At 55.9% G+C, this 17747-nt stretch carries 13 protein-coding genes and 1 pseudogene; 5 read left to right on the plus strand and 9 right to left on the minus strand.

Annotated elements, in window-relative coordinates; translation table 11 throughout:
- From Q0F21_RS01360 to Q0F21_RS01375, 4 genes and pseudogenes are all read right to left on the minus strand, one after another.
- Positions 1-308 (minus strand): annotated as a pseudogene (locus Q0F21_RS01360) (23S rRNA (adenine(2503)-C(2))-methyltransferase RlmN); the annotation flags it as partial.
- Positions 308-3601, minus strand: a complete 3294-nt coding sequence (locus Q0F21_RS01365) for a UvrD-helicase domain-containing protein (RefSeq protein WP_297236670.1) — start codon at positions 3599-3601, stop codon at positions 308-310. The pseudogene Q0F21_RS01360 and the gene Q0F21_RS01365, both read right to left, overlap by 1 nt.
- Before the next feature lie 2 nt (positions 3602-3603).
- The gene (locus Q0F21_RS01370) at positions 3604-3897 is read right to left on the minus strand and encodes a translation initiation factor (protein ID WP_297236690.1); all 294 of its coding nucleotides are present in this window, start codon (positions 3895-3897) and stop codon (positions 3604-3606) included.
- A gap of 34 nt (positions 3898-3931) precedes the next feature.
- Positions 3932-5620 carry a S41 family peptidase gene (locus Q0F21_RS01375; protein ID WP_297236672.1) on the minus strand — a complete coding sequence of 563 codons (1689 nt, stop codon included), beginning with the start codon at positions 5618-5620 and terminating at the stop codon, positions 3932-3934.
- A 443-nt stretch (positions 5621-6063) separates the two neighbouring features.
- Between Q0F21_RS01375 and Q0F21_RS01380 the strand changes: the two genes are divergently transcribed.
- From Q0F21_RS01380 to Q0F21_RS01400, 5 genes are read left to right on the plus strand one after another with little or no spacing between them, the layout of a single operon-like run.
- On the plus strand, positions 6064-8259 hold the full coding sequence (locus tag Q0F21_RS01380; RefSeq protein ID WP_297236673.1) for a S9 family peptidase: 2196 nt from the start codon (positions 6064-6066) through the stop codon (positions 8257-8259).
- Positions 8256-9179 carry a lipoyl synthase gene (gene lipA / locus Q0F21_RS01385; RefSeq protein ID WP_297236676.1) on the plus strand — a complete coding sequence of 308 codons (924 nt, stop codon included), beginning with the start codon at positions 8256-8258 and terminating at the stop codon, positions 9177-9179. The genes Q0F21_RS01380 and lipA overlap by 4 nt, the downstream gene beginning before the upstream one ends.
- 16 nt (positions 9180-9195) lie before the next feature.
- Entirely contained in the window at positions 9196-10347 is a 1152-nt protein-coding gene (locus tag Q0F21_RS01390) for a lactonase family protein (protein WP_297236677.1), read from the plus strand.
- Between the two features lie 6 nt (positions 10348-10353).
- On the plus strand, positions 10354-10962 hold the full coding sequence (locus tag Q0F21_RS01395; RefSeq protein WP_297236679.1) for a chromate transporter: 609 nt from the start codon (positions 10354-10356) through the stop codon (positions 10960-10962).
- Positions 10959-11489, plus strand: a complete 531-nt coding sequence (locus tag Q0F21_RS01400) for a chromate transporter (RefSeq protein WP_296158694.1) — start codon at positions 10959-10961, stop codon at positions 11487-11489. The genes Q0F21_RS01395 and Q0F21_RS01400 overlap by 4 nt, the downstream gene beginning before the upstream one ends.
- 388 nt (positions 11490-11877) lie before the next feature.
- Here Q0F21_RS01400 and ribH read toward each other — a convergent pair whose 3' ends face one another.
- The 5 genes from ribH to Q0F21_RS01425 form a co-directional block, all read right to left on the minus strand.
- Positions 11878-12360, minus strand: a complete 483-nt coding sequence (gene ribH, locus Q0F21_RS01405) for a 6,7-dimethyl-8-ribityllumazine synthase (protein WP_297236681.1) — start codon at positions 12358-12360, stop codon at positions 11878-11880.
- Between the two features lie 21 nt (positions 12361-12381).
- Entirely contained in the window at positions 12382-13635 is a 1254-nt protein-coding gene (locus Q0F21_RS01410; RefSeq protein ID WP_297236683.1) for an FtsX-like permease family protein, read from the minus strand.
- Positions 13636-13638: 3 nt separating this feature from the next.
- The gene (locus tag Q0F21_RS01415; RefSeq protein WP_297236685.1) at positions 13639-15879 is read right to left on the minus strand and encodes a GH92 family glycosyl hydrolase; all 2241 of its coding nucleotides are present in this window, start codon (positions 15877-15879) and stop codon (positions 13639-13641) included.
- Positions 15872-16693 (minus strand): purine nucleoside phosphorylase I, inosine and guanosine-specific, encoded by an 822-nt coding sequence (locus Q0F21_RS01420; RefSeq protein WP_297236687.1) that lies wholly within the window; start codon positions 16691-16693, stop codon positions 15872-15874. The genes Q0F21_RS01415 and Q0F21_RS01420 overlap by 8 nt, the downstream gene beginning before the upstream one ends.
- A gap of 18 nt (positions 16694-16711) precedes the next feature.
- On the minus strand, positions 16712-17747 hold a 1036-nt coding region (locus Q0F21_RS01425), incomplete at its 5' end, for an amidohydrolase (RefSeq protein ID WP_297236689.1).

Here is a 17747-nt window from a genome sequence, read left to right on the forward strand (position 1 = left end):
CGACCATCCTCCTCAGGGATATAGACGGTCTCAAAGGTCTGCTCCGGACGGTCCAGCTTGCGGAAGAGGTACTTCTCCGTCCCATCCCGGGAAACCTGCGTGAGCGCAACCGGGCTGCGACCTATGGTACAGCCGGCCTCCAGCTTGGAGCGAAGTGCCTTAGGGAGATTGGTCATCTCGTCGAGGGTGGTGGCACGCTTGACGTAGAGCCACTCAGCGAGCTGCTTCGCCCGGTATTTCGGCTCCCCGAGTTCCCGTACGAGGGAGGTCAGTTCGTCTAATGTCAGTCCCAGTAATGTCGTCCTCATCAGCACACCTTGATTATACCATTAGGACTGCGAAGGTACCACAAATATCCGGTCACCTCCTCCACACCACTGCGCCGTAGCTGCTCAGCGTATCGCTCCACCTGTCGCCGATAAGCATCGATTGTAGTGTCCGATTCGCCCAGCTTGTAGTCGATGATCACTCCGTGGCGCTTCCCCTCGTCATCCGTCCGGATCACCACACGATCCGGTCGCTGCTCCCTGCCGCTCCCTCCATCGTATATGGTCGTCTCAGTCCGCACGATCGCCTCTCCTCTCTGAGGAAACCAGGAGGCATAGGTCGGATCCTTCATCGCAGAGGAGAAGTTTTGCAGCAAGGTCTCGTAGTCCTTGGAGCTTATCCTGCCGCTTTGATGGAGCTTGTCGAGCAGGGGCTCGACGTCCTCCTTGCTGTAGACCGACGCCATCAGCCTGTGGATGAGGATGCCGAAGTCGGTCCGCTCATCCGCATACTTATCCCGTACTTTGAGGTCTTTCAGGTCGACGATGCTGACGAGACTGTCGAGTGTTACCTGACCACAGCTCGCCGAGGTCGACTTCACCTTCTGTCGCTGTGGTTTCCTCTCTACGTTGCTACGCCACACCGATAAGCCCTGCCGTTCCTCTGTGATAAGATCACCCTTAAGGTTGTCTAAGACAGCCATACGATCCAGGATAATATCATTTATCCTAGTTGTCGTGCCTGTTTTAGACTTTGGCTTAGCGAAGACATAGAGCTCGCTCTTTGCCCTCGTGAAGGCGACATACAGGAGATTAAGCATCTCCATATAGAGTGCCTCTCTCTCTGCCTCATAGATAGGCGATAGACTGCTCGCCAGTCCTCGTTTGCCATCCTCCATATTGATCAGGTAGATGCCCGGCTTTACATCATCTGAGGATAGATCAGGATAGTCTTTATCAGGGATCCGGATCAGGCGGAGATCCCTCTTACTTCTATTGGGTGAGTAGATGTCCCAGTTGGCAAATGGGAGTATGACGACGGGGAACTCGAGTCCCTTTGACTGGTGTATCGTCAGGACATTGATGCGATCCAGCTCGCCGCTGCCCATATCGACCTTAGACTTGTCAATGTATTGCTCCAGCCAGTCGTCAAACTGCCGGATCGACAGATCCGGACTCCGCCTGCTGTAGGTGTATGCCAAGTCGATGAAGGAATTGACGTAGAGCTTTTCCTCGACAGGTAGCTCTCCGAGGAGATTAATGGCTCTGAGGAGGAACTCATAGACAGACAGACCGGTGGTGGAGAGATCCATGAGGCTATTGTAGAGCGACTCCACTTGCTGCTCGCCGCTCTCTAGATCTCTGCTGCGTGCAAAGGACTGGATCATTAGCCTCAGCAGCTTCTCGCTCTGGGGAGAAGGGAAGGAGAGAGCCCGGATCAGGGTTCTAAGGAGGCGGACTACGACAGAGCTGGTCAGGCTTAGGGCGCTCTTGCTCACAAAGGCATAGTTACCAGCCTGACCTTCCTCCTCAGCGGCCCACTCAGTAAGCCATGTGGCGACCTCGGCACACTCCTTATTACCCCGAGATAGGATCGCTATGTCCCCAGGTTGGTATCCGCGAGCGAAGAGATCCTCAAGGCAGCTGTGTAGGTAGGTCTCGACATCGGGTGTGTTCTCATCTTTATCCGGTAGGACTGAGATCTCGACGTACCCGGAGCCTGTGCCTTGCTTCTGATCGGGGACTCCTTGCTCCACATTCTCCCTCTGGTATACTGTCTTGTGGAGCCTGGTCAGCTCGGTCTCGTAGTCCTCTGTGTGGGACCCTTTGTAATTATAGAGATCTGCAAAGAACTCGTTATTAAAGGTGATGATCCTCTCGTCACTTCGCCAGTTATTAGGCAGATTGATAACCTCTGCGGTTTTATCAGATCCGGTTTTGATCTTATCCACCAGGTTGATGAAGTTGCTACTGTCTGTCCCGCGGAAGGCATAGATACTCTGCTTGGCATCACCAACGACGAAATTCTCGTGTCCACTGCTGCGAGCCTCGTCGATGAGTGGCTGGAAGTTGGACCACTGCAGCCTAGCAGTGTCCTGAAACTCATCGATCACAAAGTGGTGCAGTCGCACACCCACTCGGTCATAGACAAAGGGGGTGTCGTCACCGTCTATGATCTGATCAAGGAGCTGATTCACCCTGGGAATAAGGAGCAGGTGATTCTGATGCTCATACTCCTCTACGGCAAGGACCATCTCGGTAAGCACAGATAGATAGGGAAGGTAGTCTGAGAGGAGACATGCTGAAATATATGTCCTTATCTTATCTTCATCGAGCAAAATGCTCACCTGCGACGTCAGAGGATAGACCAAGTCTGCTAAGTTAGATTGCTTCTTGGTCAGCTCCCATGTACTCACCTCCTCGCTTGTCAGTTTACCATCGACGAAGCCAGAGATGATGTCCTTGGGGCTCTGTAGCATGTCGATTTTTGTCTTCCATCTCGACAGTTGATACTCCTTCAGCTGCTGACCGATCTCTACGATCTTCTCAAGCTCTTTCTCCGCATCATGGATGACTTGATCTATCTGTCTCTGAATATCTGGCACGCTGTTGACTTTGAGCAGGTCTCTCATCTGTTCCCACTCATCGCCATTGATGAGGTGCTTAGCGATGTCAACGATTTCCTTGAAGGGGTCCACCTGCTTCTCCTTACCGATCGAGCTGTTTTGTAAGGTCAGTACCACCTTCGATATCTCGCTGTAAGTATTAGCGTCCATCTCGAGCTTTAGGTTATCAATGGCGAGGTTGATTGCCTCCTCGACATTCAGCTCGATCTGGTAAGAGCCGGAGACGCTCTGACCTGTGATCTCGTGACGCAGTGATCGGAGCACCTCTTGGAAGAAGGAGTCGATGGTGCGGACGTTGAAGTGGCTGTAGTCCTCGAGGATCTGCTTTACCGCAACCTCGCTTAGGTGAGGCAGATCACCACTCAGCTCCTCCTCTGTCTTGCCGACCAGCCGGCTCAGCTCCTTGATGACCTCTCTTGATATGCCGGTGATCTCTTCCCCAGGCTTCACCTCACTCAGGCGGATCAGTTCGCGGAGGATCCTCTGCTTCAGCTCTATGGTCGCTTTCTTCGTAAAGGTGACGCCTAAGATACCCTGGAAGCCGAAGTAGTGCTCTCCCTTTAGCTCAGATCTCAGATTGCGCCCTCCGAGATCTGAGTGTGGGGCATAGTGATTAAGAAAAAGGAGCAACAGGAATTCCTTGACCAAGTTGTATGTCTTGCCACTTCCTGCCGAGGCAGAGTATACTGTGAGTGTCTTCCTGTCCATTACTATCCCCGCGTCCTCGTATAGCCCATCTCTCTCAGGAGCGCAACCACTCTCTCGACCAGCTCCCCTTGGAGAATAACCTCTCCCTCCTTAACACTCCCCCCGATGCCACACTTTGCTTTTAGCTCCTTGCCCAGCTCCTCCAGGTCGGCAGTCTGTCCGACGAAGCCACTGATCAGCGTCACTGTCTTCCCCTTGCGTCCTTTCCGCTCGATCCGCACCCTGAGCTCCTGATTTTCCTTCGGGAGCGTCTCCTCCTCTTCCCCCAGGGAGAGTCCCTCGAGGAGCGAAGCCATCGTCTCCTTACCGGTCGAGTAGACCAGTCCGCCCTTACTCCTTGCCATCGCTCTTGCCCTTAGGAGTGAGTAGCTCACGATATCTCTGCGGCTCCTCCAGCAGCTTTACCGCCTCCCTCAGCGAGGGATCGGTCTCCATCATCACCGCATAGTAGCCCTGTGAGCCAAAGTAGTACATCGCCATCTCCCCTCGCAGCAGATCCAGCACCAACTCCTTGTGAGGTGCTATATCCCTCCTAAGCGAAGGGGTCAGCTTCGCCTTCAGTGCATCAAACTCTGCCTTACTCCCCTCAGCATAGCCCTCAAAGTCAGCCAGCTCTCTCAGCTGCTCGAGCGCCTTAGCACTCATCTCGCCGTAGGTGAAGTGGCTGGCCTCCAGAGTATCCACCAGAGCCTCGTAGTCGTCGGCACTGACGCTGATCTCTCGGCTACTCTTAGGGGCAGGGCGCTCGGAGGCGAGCCGGGTGGCGTATCGGAAGAGCGTCCCCTTACGAGAGAGTGAGAGAATGGGCTCCGTGAGTACCTCGTCCTCCACCTTAATGTCAGGTCGTATGCCGCCGCCGTCACGCACGATACGACCGGCAGCGGTGTGGAAGGTCTTTGTGAGGCTATCCGGTACGGCTGCCACCGAGCCATCGGGATTGCGGTGGCTGTAGTCCAGCTGCTGGATGCATCGTCCGCTCGGGATGTAGTATCGAGCTACCGTTACCTTGAGGATACCGTTGTAAGGGGTGGGACGGGTCGACTGCACCAGACCCTTCCCGAAGCTCTTACTCCCTATCAGCACCGCTCTGTCCAGATCCTGCAGAGAGCCGGCGACGATCTCGCTGGCAGAGGCGGAGGAGCCATTGATCAGTACGGTCAGAGGGAGGTCTAGGCTGATCGGGTCAGCCGAAGTCCGGTACTCCTGCCCGGACTGGGGGAGTCTCCCCTTGGTCTCCATCACCTTAGTCCCCTTGGGGACAAACATCCCCACGATATCTATCGCTCCGTCCAGCACACCGCCGGTATTTCCTCGGAGGTCGAGCACCAGTCCCTTAAGCTTCCCCGAGCTGCTCAGCCTCTCGTAAGCACGCCGCACGTCAGCAGCACTCTTGTCGGTAAAGGAGCTTAGCCTAATGTACCCGATGCGATCGCCATAGATGGCGCTGTAGACCACCTGGTCCACCACCACATTAGCTCGCGTCAGCGTCTTCTCCACCGGCTTCGTCTCACCGACAGGGAGGATACAGACCTGCACATCTGTGTCGATCGGTCCCTTCAGCTTATTGCTGATTAGGGACGAAGTCCCCGGTACGACGCTCTTGCCGTCGATCTCGAGGAAGGCATCTCCAGGTCTCAGTCCCGCCTTAGCGGCCGGAGAGCCCGGCATAGGCTCCCGCACGTAGACCACTGAGTCCACCTGCAGGATATAGGCACCGATACCGCCATACTCACCCGTGGTCATGAAGGCAAAGTCCGCCCGATCTGTCTCGGGGAAAAAATTGGTGTAGGGATCCAGCTGAGAGAGCGTCATATTGAGCCCCTGGGCGGTCACCTTCTCCATATCAAAGGTATCGACGTAGAGCGTAGAGACATTACCCAGCACACTCCTATATATATCAATGGCTCGAGAGGTAGCGAGATGAGGGTCGGCGGTGGTCGTCTTGTCGCTCTGAGCAGAGGCAGAGAGGCAGAGCCCCCCGAGGAGACTCGCCGTTAGGAGAGGGAGTATCTTATTCATAGTTAGTTGCACGAAGTTCATGCCACAGACGTCTGTGGCAGGCTGACACAAAGTTCCAATTTTTCTCCCACCTCCACAAATGCTCAGGTCATGAGCTCTTTTGCCACGGGCTGGGGAGGTAGAACAAACGCCCAAGGAATAGCCATCGGAACTATGGTCCCGCTGAGGACTCCAGAGACACGCCTACACCGGCCTGGAAGCCAGCAGTTACCACTCCTCCATTTCTGTTACCGGTATTAGACTTAACTATTACCGGTAATAGTGTTGACTAATACCGACTATAGTGATCACTAATACCGGTATTAGTTGGTGCCCGTCATCTTGCCTGTTGTCCGAGTGCGTTTTTCCGATCTTGTAGAGTTCTCTATCGATAGGGGACGAGAGAAAAAGGTATATTTGCGAGACATGAAAAGAACGAACAACTTACCTCAGGTACCTTACTCATGAAGCTATCACAGATCCTTATCGGTGTGGCAGCCGTCGCTATGATGGTCGGCAGTATGCCCGCAGTTGCTCAGGAAAAGACCGGTCGCCTCACGCTACCGGACATCAATCGCGGAGTCTACTACCCTCGCAGCGCAGGCAGCGGCTTTCGCTCCCTCCGTGGTGACGGTAACTCCTACACGGTGATTAGTCCGGACCATAAGCGGGTGGTGCGCTACTCCTATGAGACCGGGAAGGAGGAGGCGGTGCTCTTCGATACCGCCAAGGCACGGGAGTGCTCCTTCGAGACCTTTGACGACTACCTTATCAGCGACAATGGCTTCCATATGATCATTTTGCGGGAGACGACGCCGATCTACCGGCGCAGTCGCTCCTATACGGCGTACCACTACGATGTACGGCGCAATATGATCTCTCCCCTCAATGAGACGAAGGGGCAGGTGCGGATCCCTACTTTCTCCCCCGATGGTAAGATGTGCGCCTATGTGATCGACAATGACCTTTATATCAAGAAGTTTGACTACGACACAGAGGTTAGGGTGACGACGGACGGGAAGCGTAATCACGTGATGAATGGCGTGACCGACTGGGTCTACGAGGAGGAGCTCTATCTGACCCGCCTGCTGAGTTGGAGCCCGGATAGCAAGTACCTCTCTTACGCCAAGACTGACGAGAGCGCCGTGAAGATGATCGGTATGACGATGTACGGCAAGGGCGGCTACCCCTATATCTACTCCTATAAGTATCCCAAGGCAGGGGAGGAGAACTCCAAGGTCTCCCTCTGGCTATACGAGGTGGACAATCGGCGCAATGTGCCGATCATGGAGAAGGAGCTGGGCGAGGAGGAGCTCTATATCCCGAGGCTTGGATTTGAGGGCGAGCAACTCTATGTCTTTACCCTCAATAGAAATCAGAACGACCTCCGCATTTATCGGGTCAATCCCGGTAGCCGCATTGCCAGACTCTGGCTGCAGGACAAGGATGACAAGTATATAGATGAGCATGCTGAGGTGCTTCAGATGCAGATTACGCCCTCGGCAGCGTACCTCGTCAGCGAGCGAGACGGTCGTCCGAGAGTCTACAAGTATACCCCCGAGGGTAACCTTGCAGGACGGCTGACGGATGAGGATGCCGACGTGGAGGAGCTCTATGGCGTATCGCCATCGGGAGAGATCTACTACCGGCTTGCCTCGCCGACGCCGATGGATCGGGTCGTGGTTGCAAGGGATGCTAAAGGACGCACCCGCCTGCTCTCTCCGGAGTCGGGGACGAGCGATGTCACCTTCAGCGACGACATGAGCTACTACCTGCTGAGCCACTCCTCTGCTACTGAGGTGCCGCGCTACACCATTCATCGTACTAAGGACGGGAAGGAGCTTCGGGTGCTGGAGGACAATGCTGCTCTCGCCAAGCGGATCGCACCGCTCACCTACGGCAAGAGAGAGTTTATCACCCTGGAGACCGAGAGCGGTCAGAAGCTCAATGGCTGGGTGATGCGTCCGACCAATTACCGCGAGGGCGTACGCTATCCGGTGGTGATGACGCAGTACAGCGGACCCGGATCGCAGTCGGCGCTCAATGACTTCTCCTTGGGCTGGGAGGAGTACCTCACCACTCAGGGCTTCGTCGTCGCCTGCATTGATGGGCGTGGTACGGGAGGCCGAGGCAGTGACTTCGAGAAGTGCACCTACCTCCGCATGGGCTACCTGGAGAGTCAGGACCAGATCGAGGCGGCGCATGCGCTCGGGAAGCTGCCCTATGTCGATGGTGAGCGGATCGGTATCTTCGGATGGAGCTTCGGCGGGTACAATGTCCTGATGACTATGTCCCGTGGCAAGGGAACCTTCCGTGCCGGCGTCGCTGTCGCTCCGCCCTACGACTGGCGACTCTACGATACCATATATACTGAGCGGTATATGCGTACCCCTCAGGAGAATCCCAAGGGTTACGATGAGACCTCTGTGGCGACCTATGTCAAGGGGATGGAGGGCGCCCTTCTGATCTGCCACGGCACAGCGGATGACAACGTCCACTTCCAGAATACGATGCACCTCGTCCCCGCCCTTGTGGAGGCGGACAAGGACTTCAGGATGCTCGTTTATCCGGACAAGAATCACGGAATCTACGGCGGTAATACCCGCAATCACCTCTACCGCCAGATCACCGATCACTTCATTACCCACCTTCGTCCATGATGAGAGACGAACCACGTAAGCCGGCCTGGCTAAAGATCGATCTCAGCAGTACCGATAGCTACAGCCATACCTCCCACACCATCACCTCTGGCGGGCTACATACGATCTGCGCCAGCGGTAAGTGCCCCAATCGGGCGGAGTGCTGGAGTCACGGCACTGCCACCTTTATGATCGGGGGAAACTACTGCACCCGGCGCTGCCGCTTCTGCGCCACCGCTTACATGAGTAAGCCGCCGGCTCTCAATCCTGACGAGCCGGAGTCCGTAGCTCGAAGCGTCCGCGAGATGGGGCTACGCTACGCCGTCGTCACCTCGGTGGATCGGGATGATCTGGAGGACAGTGGCGCAGCACACTGGGCCGAGACGGTCCGTGCCATCCGTCGGCTCTCACCGGAGACAAAGATCGAGGTGCTGATACCGGACTTCAGATGGGACATGAGTGCTGTCGATACAGTCCTCGAGGCGGGTCCTGATGTGGTGGGACATAATGTGGAGACCGTCCGACGCCTGACCCCGCATGTCCGCTACCGGGCAACCTACGATGGGAGCCTTGACGTGCTGAGACACATAGCTGACCAGGGCTTCATCGCTAAGACTGGCATTATGCTTGGGCTCGGCGAGACAGAGGAAGAGGTGCTGGAGACGATGCGCGACTGCTACGACGCAGGTGTGCAGACGATGACCATCGGTCAGTACCTCCGTCCCACGCGCCAGCATATCCCTGTCGTGGAGTACATCCACCCGGACCGCTTCAGGCTCTATGCCGAGGAGGGTAGGGCGATCGGTCTCAAGCATGTGGAGAGCGGACCGCTCGTGCGCTCCTCGTATCATGCCGCTGATCAGTTTGATACCGCTAAGAACTTCCTCGACCTGAGGGATCTGGCTGCTCGTCACACCCAGGTGAGAAGAGATGATAAATAGTCCAATCGAGATAAATATGAATACTTACGCCAAGATACTTCGTCCTGCCATCGTCGCTTCGCTTGCCGCCTTCCTCACCACCGGCTGCGGGCTGCTCCGTCAGACCACCCATGAGTATGGAGATGAGGCTACGGAGACTACGACGGATCATCACTACGTCATGCTTGTCGGATCGCTCGGAAGTACGCCTGAGGAAGGGGAGATACAGAGCTTTACCCTTCATCCGGTCACTATGGCTATGGAGCATACCGGTACAGTCTCGGCGGCTTCGCCTTCCTTTATGGTACTCGGCAAGGATCGTCGCACGCTCTTTGTGACCAACGAGACGGAGCGAGAGTCGACCCTCTCCTCCTACAAGCTTGATCCCAGTAGCGGTGAGCTTAGCCTCCTCAGCAAGACCTACACCATAGGAGAGGGTCCCACCTATGTAACGACCAATGGCTCCTATGTGGTGTCGGCCAACTATGCAGGAGGGAGCATCAGCCTCACGGAGAGTGACAGCAAGGGTATGCTGGCACCGGTAGACTGGCATATTCAGATAGGGGATAAGGGCGTGTCTCACCCCCACTCGGTCTACTTCACGTCGGACGGCTCGCAGCTCTTTGCTACCGACCTGGGACTGGATAAGGTCCTCCACTTCGGCATCCACACTGATACGCCGCCGATCACCCTTGATGCCAATCAGATCACACTCCCCAAGGGCTCCGGTCCCCGGCATATCATCCTCAGTAAGAACGACAAGTTTGCCTACGTTGTCTGCGAATTCACTCCTCAGATCTTTGTCTACCGCAACGACAACGGCGTACTGACTGAGATCCAGCGCATATCCACACACCGCACGGGGAAGAGCGGGGGACACATTGCCCTCAGCCACGACGGTCACTTCCTCTACACCAGCCACAGGGACGGAGGACAGGATGCGATCATCTCTTTCCGCGTCGATAAGCAGAGTGGGCGGCTCTCCTACCTCTCGACTACTCCCACGGGACGTCATCCGCGTCACTTCGCGATCAGCCCAGACGACAACTATATCGCTGTTGCTCAGAGAGACGACTCGCTGGTGAGCTTCTATAAGCGGGATCGTAAGAGTGGCGAACTGACTCCGATGAAGAAGGCGATCCGAACCGATCGACCGGTATTTATCCTCTGGGAGAGCTTTGATAACTGATCCCTTATGACCTCTGACACCAAGGAGGCGAAGAAGGAGACTCGCTCTCGGCTCCTTTGGCGACTCTGCAGCTCATTCTTTGTCATCGGTGGCTTCACCTTCGGTGGAGGTTACGCAATGATTGAGATGATCCGCGAGACGGTGGTGGAGAAGTACCACTGGCTCGAGGATGAGGAGTTTATTGACTTACTGGCGCTGACTCAGTCGCTGCCGGGGGTATTTGCAGTCAATATCTCCATATTCATAGGTATGCGACTGGCGGGCCCGATAGGAGCGGTACTTGCAGGTATTGCGACGACGCTGCCGAGCTTCCTCATTATGCTGACGATAGCCATATTTGCTGTCTCCTACCGAGACAATCCTACTGTCGATGCGATATTCAATGGCATTCGCCCCGCTGTGGTGGCTCTGATTGTGGCTCCGGTGGTGAAGCTCTGGCGGGGGCTTCGACTTCCCTACTATTGGCTGTGGATCCCAGTCACCTCGGCCCTGCTGATCTGGCTTGGCGGGGTGAGCCCCGTTGTGGTCATCATTGTGGGCGCACTGGGAGGATGGTTTTACTCTGTCGTGCTACGCAAGTCAGTACGGCACACTGGCGAGCCGGATAAGGGATGATCTACCTACAGCTTATCTGGGTCTACCTCAAGATCGGTCTTCTCGGTTTCGGTGGCGGATACGCTATGCTGCCGCTGATCCAGGAGGAGGTGGTGGACCACTACCACTGGCTGACGATGCAGGAATTTACCGACATCGTCGCCATCTCTCAGGTGACACCGGGTCCGATAGGGATCAATAGCGCCACTTATATTGGCTATACCGTCACCGGTGGTAGTGTCCTCGGCTCAGTCGCAGCGACGCTGGCGGTGATGTTTCCCTCCTTTGTCCTCTGCTTCCTCATCAGTCGAGCTTACAGGCGCTTCATCGACAATAAGCATGTGCAGGGGCTCTTTGTCGGCATCCGACCTGTGACGGCAGGCCTCATCGCCTCTGCCGCTTTGCTCCTGATGACTCCGGACAACTTCATCGACGTATGGAGTATCGTCCTCTTCCTCGCTTGTCTCGTCTGTATGCTTAAGCGGTGGGTCCATCCCATCCTGCTGATGATCCTCTCCGGACTAGCCGGCTATCTCATTTATATCTAGGTAATTAACTTATCCGAGCCTCTGTGTCATAAGGTGGGGCTCGGGTTTGCTGAGGAGGGCTTCTTTTATGGTCCCATCTTGCGAGATGAGGTTCGTTAGAGTGCTCGGTGATTAGGTGCGTTTTCCATATCTTTCTTCTCCTCCAGCAGAGTGTCCCTAGTGGTCAAACTTATCCTTTAGGACGGACTACAGAACCATACTGGGTACTCTATGGAGAAGTTTTTACACTCAGGAGACCATTGGAGACTATACGAGACTTTGACCCCTTGCAGTGGTGGTATCTTCGCAGCTGTCTTCGTCACGCTATTCTGTTACGCAGATATAGGAGGATCCAAATAAGAAGACCTCTGCGACTGCAGAAGCCTTTTCTCTAAGCACGCTGTAGTACTTATTTGCCGAAGCGGCCGATGAGCTTAAGGGCTGTGACGGCTGCCTCGATGCCCTTATTGCCATGCTTACCACCGGAGCGGTCGGTCGCCTGCTCCATGGTGTTGGTGGTGAGGACTCCGAAGATGATCGGCACGTCGATGGTGTCGGCATTGAGCTTGCCGAGGTTGACGGCGACCGACTGGCTGAGGTAGTCGAAGTGGGGCGTCTCGCCCTGGACGATACAGCCGATGGCGAGGATCGCGTCGAGCTCCTCCGTCTGTAGCATTCGGTTGCAGCCATAGATGAGCTCGAAGCTTCCCGGCACATACTCCACGAGGATATCCTCCTCCCGCACGCCATACTCCTTGAGCGTGTCAATGGCACCCTGGGCCATGCTATTGGTGACCTGATCATTCCACTCCGATACGACGACTGCGACTCTCTTGCCGGTCGCGTCAGGAATGCTAGTGGGGTCGTAGTTGCTGAGATTCGTTGTAGACATATGGTATATACTCTATTGGTTTTACTCAAATCTTAGGACCTGCGCCGGATGAATCTTGCCGATCACCCGTGTGGGGATCAGCACCAGGAGCAGGACAGAGATGACGATGATGAGATTAGTGAAGAGAAGAGTCTCCCAGCGGATCTCCATCGGCACATAGGCGGTGTAGTACTGCGAGGGGTCGAGCTTAAGTGGCTTCCAGGTCATCTGTATGCCGGCAAGGAGCAGCGCAAGGGCATTGCCCCACAGCACGCCGCGACCCAGCACGAATGCTGATATGTGGAGGAAGACCCTCCTCAGCGACTTATCCGACTGACCGAGTGTCTTTAGGAGAGCGATGGCACGCACTTTCTCCAACACAAGGACGATAATGCCGGTGATCATGGTAATGCCGGCGACGACGATCATCAGCACGAGGATCATATAGACATTGGCATCCAGCAGACCAAGCCAGCTGAAGATGCCCGGGTAGAGCTCCTCGGAGGTGAACATCGTGTATTGCTCTTCATACCGCCCATTGCGCTCCGCTAAGTAGTCGAAGCAGTGATCGAAGACTGGTCCGACCTGATTGTGGTCGGTCAGGTGTATCTGTATGCCCCCGACCTGGTTGGCGTCGAAGCCGGCGACGGACCGGACCAACCGGATATCCCCCACCAGCAGTGCCTGATCATACTCCTCAAATCCGGTGTAAAATAGCCCGGCTACCGTGAGACGACGAACCTTGAAGCTCTCCCCGTCAGTGAAGTAGGAGAGGCAGCGGTCGCCCACCTTAAGATCAAAGAGCTTAGCCAGCGTCGTCGACATCAGCACTTCCTCATCCGACTCGCCCGTAAAGCGTGGAATCTCTCCCTCAACCATATACTTCGTAAAGAAGTCGGCATTGAAGAGTGAGTCCACTCCATGGAAGGCGACTGCACGGAAGGTGGAGTCGACTTTGATCAGGCTCATCTCATCGGCGAATGTGTAGACTGCAGCCTTGGGGTTACGACTTCGGGCGATCGCTGTCAGGCTGTCGGTCAGCCCCTCGGGGAGATCCAGCGGAACGGTGTACCGATTGAAAGTATTGTCCGGATTGGAGATCTTTACACTGCCTATGAAACCGTCGATCTTGCTTCTTATCTCCTGCTTGAAGCCATCAATGATGAAGAAGGAGATCAGTATCAGCAGGATCCCCAGTGCGATCCCTATGGTCGAGACCTTTACCACCGGTCGCAGCCGAGGCTTCGTCGTCCCATCGTAGAGAAACTTCCGTGCAATATCTCGCTCTAAGCTCATGACTTAGTACTCATAGCTCAGCACACCGCCCTGCCGCAGCATCTCGTGTGAGATCCTGTGACTTTTGAGTGGCTTGCCATTGAAGCGTATCCCCTTGATATAGCTCTTTGCGTCTTGCGGTGCCCCCTCGATGATGAGTCGGTCGGAGCCATACCAGGTCGGATCGAGCCGGATCGTGATCCGATCAAAGGTGGGCGCCGTCAGGGCATACTCAGGTACGCCCGGCACATCGGGGTAGAGACCCATCATAGAGAAGACTGCCCAAGTGGACATCGTTCCGGTATCGTCATTCCCCGGGATCCCGTCCGGAGTCGTGTGGAAGTACTTAGCCAGCAATTCGCTCACCAGCTGTTGCGTCCGCCACTCCTCTCCACGGAAATAGGTAAAGAGGTAGGGGTAGGCAATGTCAGGCTCGTTGGAGGGGTCGTAGTGCCCATCGTCAAAGACGCTCTGCAGGTGACGGACAAAGGCTTGTCGTCCGCCGTGGATACGGACTAGCCCTGGAATGTCGTGGGGTACAAAGAAGGCGTAATTCCACGCACAACCCTCATGAAATCCGGGATTAGGCTCAAAGTTCTTCCCCAGCTCAGGGTCGTATGGTGAGCGGAAAGAGCCATCCGGTAGCTTCGGTCGCAGCGTCTTCGTCGCCGGATCAAAGTAGTGCCTGTAGCCGAGGCTCTGCTTGTAGAAGCGCTCAGCCTCCTCCTTGTGCCCAAGTGAGTCGGCGAGGATGCTCAGTGCATGGTCTGCCACATAGTATTCGAGGGCATGGGAGACAGAGTTGTCGTACTTTCCTCGCAGAGGCACATAGCCGAGCTGGAGGTAGTCATCGTTGTCGCTCCTAATGAGATTTGCCCCACTCGGCAGGGTGGCAGATTTAAGCATTGCCTCATAGGCAGTCTCTATGTCGTAGCCTCTAAGCCCCTTGAGCCACGTGTCGACGATTACCGGTATGGCGGGATCTCCCTCCATCGTCAGCGTCTCACGCCCGATTAGCTCCCAGCGGGGCAGCCAGCCCCCCTCGCGGTACATATCGATCATCGACCGAACTATGTCGATCTGCCGCTCCGGATAGACCAGGGTCATCAACTGATGGACGTTGCGGTAGGTGTCCCAGAGGGAGAAAATGGTGTACCGGTCGTGTGCCGTCTGTCCCACGCTGTCGCTCTCCATAGTCGGGTACTGACCATTGATATCCTGGAGGATGCTCGGCTGGATCATCGTATGGTAGAGTGCTGTGTAGAAGACCTTTCGCTGCTCCTCAATACCGCCCTCCACGGTGATGCGGCTCAGCTCCTTCTCCCAGCTTGAGGAGGCACGCTCTCGGAGTTGGGCAAAAGAGAGTTTCGCTGTCTCCGCCTCCATATTTTGCCAGGCGTTCTCCGTACTGACGAAGGAGACGGCAAGTCGAACTTCAATTGACTCCCCCTCACCTGTATCATAAGTGAAGTAAGCGCCTATGTCGTCTCCGGCAATCTCCCGTCCGTACTTTGTGTAGACCTTATACCTGCCGGCGTGTTGGTCCCACTCCGCCTCGGCAGTCATCGGGCGCTGATGTTTCCACCAGCCGGTGCGCTTCGGAACTTTGGACACACGGAGAGCAAAGTAGATCGGATAGACCGCTTGAGGGACATCGTAGCAGAAGTTCCCTAAGAGCTTCATCCCCTCGATCTCAGTCTCACTTTTTCGCCTAAGGAAAGCCCCCGACTCATTTGTCAGTCCTTCACCGAGATTGAGCAGTAGGTGACTCTCACCGGCGGGGAACGTGAATCGGCTCACGCCGGTCCTGAGTGTGGAAGTAAGCTCGGCAGATATGCCGTAGCGATCGAACCGGACGGCATAGTACCCAGGCTCGGCACGCTCCGCGCTGTAGCTGGTCCCATACTTATGGTAGTCCGGCTCCAGCGGTCCTGTAGTGGCCATTAGCAGGAGGGAGCTCATATCCGGGCAGCCGACACCGCTCAGATTGACGTGCGCAAAGCCGGTGAGGAAAGAGTTGGTCCACTCGTATGGTGTACTCCACCAGCGACTGTCCTTGTCGTAGGTGTTGCTGTCCGAGCCCATAACATTAAAGGGTGTGACGGACATGATCCCCCACGGGCATCGGGCACCGGGATTGGTCGTGCCGTAATTGGTGGTCCCGATAAAGGGATCCACATACTCCACAAGGCGCTCCTGCCCGTAGGCAAGAGCGCAAAGGAGTGAGAGTAGGGCTGCAGCAGTGGCTGCGACACTCTTAGGCATAGATAGAGCCAATCAGTCGTCCGAAGAGCTTAGTCATGCGATCTGAGGCGGCATCAGCAGCCTGGATCACATCATTCTCATCATTGACGTAGTCGGGGTCGTTATTGAAGCACTCGTTGGTGATGCAGGACATACCAAAGACGTGCATCCCACAGTGCCGAGCCACGATCACTTCCGGCACGGTACTCATACCGATGGCGTCCCCTCCGATGAGGGAGAGCATACGGCACTCGGCAGGCGTCTCATAGGAGGGACCTGTCCAGCCGACGTAGACCCCTCTCTGGAGGGAGATTCCCAACTCATCGGAGAGTCTCTCAGCCTCGTGGATCAGCCCCCGATCGTAGGGGCGAGTCATATCCGAGAAGCGGGGACCAAAGGCATCGATATTGGGCCCGATCAGAGGATTGGGAAGCCAATTGATGTGATCAGTGATGATCATCAGATCGCCCACATGGAATGAAGTATTGAGCCCTCCTGCCGCATTGGATACAAAGAGGTACTCGATGCCTAAGAGGTGGAAGACCCGAACGTGGAAGGTGACCTTATCCATCGGATACCCCTCGTAGTAATGAAAGCGCCCCTGCATGGCGATCACAGGAGCGCCGTCCAGCGTACCGATGATCAGATTGCCCTTATGTCCCACTGCCGTACTGACGGGGAAGTTAGGGATGTCCTTGTAGGGGATCACCTTGGCATTCTCTATGCGGTCAGCGAGCTTCCCGAGCCCGCTCCCCAGCGTGATCGCCACCTTTGTCCCCTCCAGTACAAATGGACGGAGGTAATCGGCGGCTGCTTGATAGTCTTGTAGATTCATCTCTTGAGTTATGTGTGATTATACTGCTACACCGCTGCGACGGAAGAGCTCCTTGGACACTTCCTCGAAGCGCTCCCTGATCTCCCTCTCTCCCGGTATAACACGGTGTCTCATCAGCACCCTCCCATCGACGATCGTCGTGTCTATGACGTCTCCATTGGTGGCGTAGACGAGGTTGGAGATCAGGCTGTGGGTCGGCGTCATGTCGAGTCGGGAGAGATCCACGAGACAGACGTCGGCGAGGTATCCCTCGCGGATCTGCCCGCTCTCTAAGCGAAGGATCTCCGCCCCGATACGAGTGGCGCTGTCGAAGAGATCTCCCGCTTTATTCACCGTTGGGTCTCCGCTCCAGCTCTTTCCCATAAAGGAGGCGCACTTCATCGCCGTGATCATATCGAGGTTATTTGAGCTGGAGACACCATCCGTCCCCAGTCCTACCCGGACACCCCGGCGGCGCAACTCTTCGTATCTGAATTGGCTCCCCGAGGCAAGCTTCATATTCGAAGCAGGGTTATGCACCACGCTACAGCCATGGTCGGCTAGCATACGGATCTCCTCGCTGTCGAGCCATAGTCCGTGTGCCAGCACAAGGTTGTCCGACAGCACCCCGATCTCATTGAGGAAGCGAACCGGTGTCGTCCCGTACTTCTCGCAGCAATCGCGCCACTCGGTGTAGGTCTCCGAGAGGTGGAGGTGGACGAGGAGTCCATTTGCCTTGGCAAAGTCGGACCCATACTTGAGCTGCTCAGCCGATACCGTGTAGATGGCGTGAGGACCAACCGATAGTTGCACCCTGTCGGAGAAGGTGCTGAAGAGCTTGAGATACTCCTCTAGCCGCTTCCGGTCCAGTGCTGCCCGCTCCTCATCCCATCGGTCAAAGAGGGTGTAGGAGAGGTTGGCTCGCAGACCGCTCTCCTCCACAACTCGAGCCGTCCCTTCGGGGAGGGTGTACATGTCGAGGAAGGCAGTGGTGCCGCTCTTGATCATCTCGAGTGTAGCGACACGGGCACCCCAGTAGATGTCCTCCTCCGTGAGGTGAGCCTCCACGGGCCAG

The sequence above is a fragment of the uncultured Porphyromonas sp. genome (assembly GCF_934359325.1).
GTDB lineage: Bacteria > Bacteroidota > Bacteroidia > Bacteroidales > Porphyromonadaceae > Porphyromonas_A.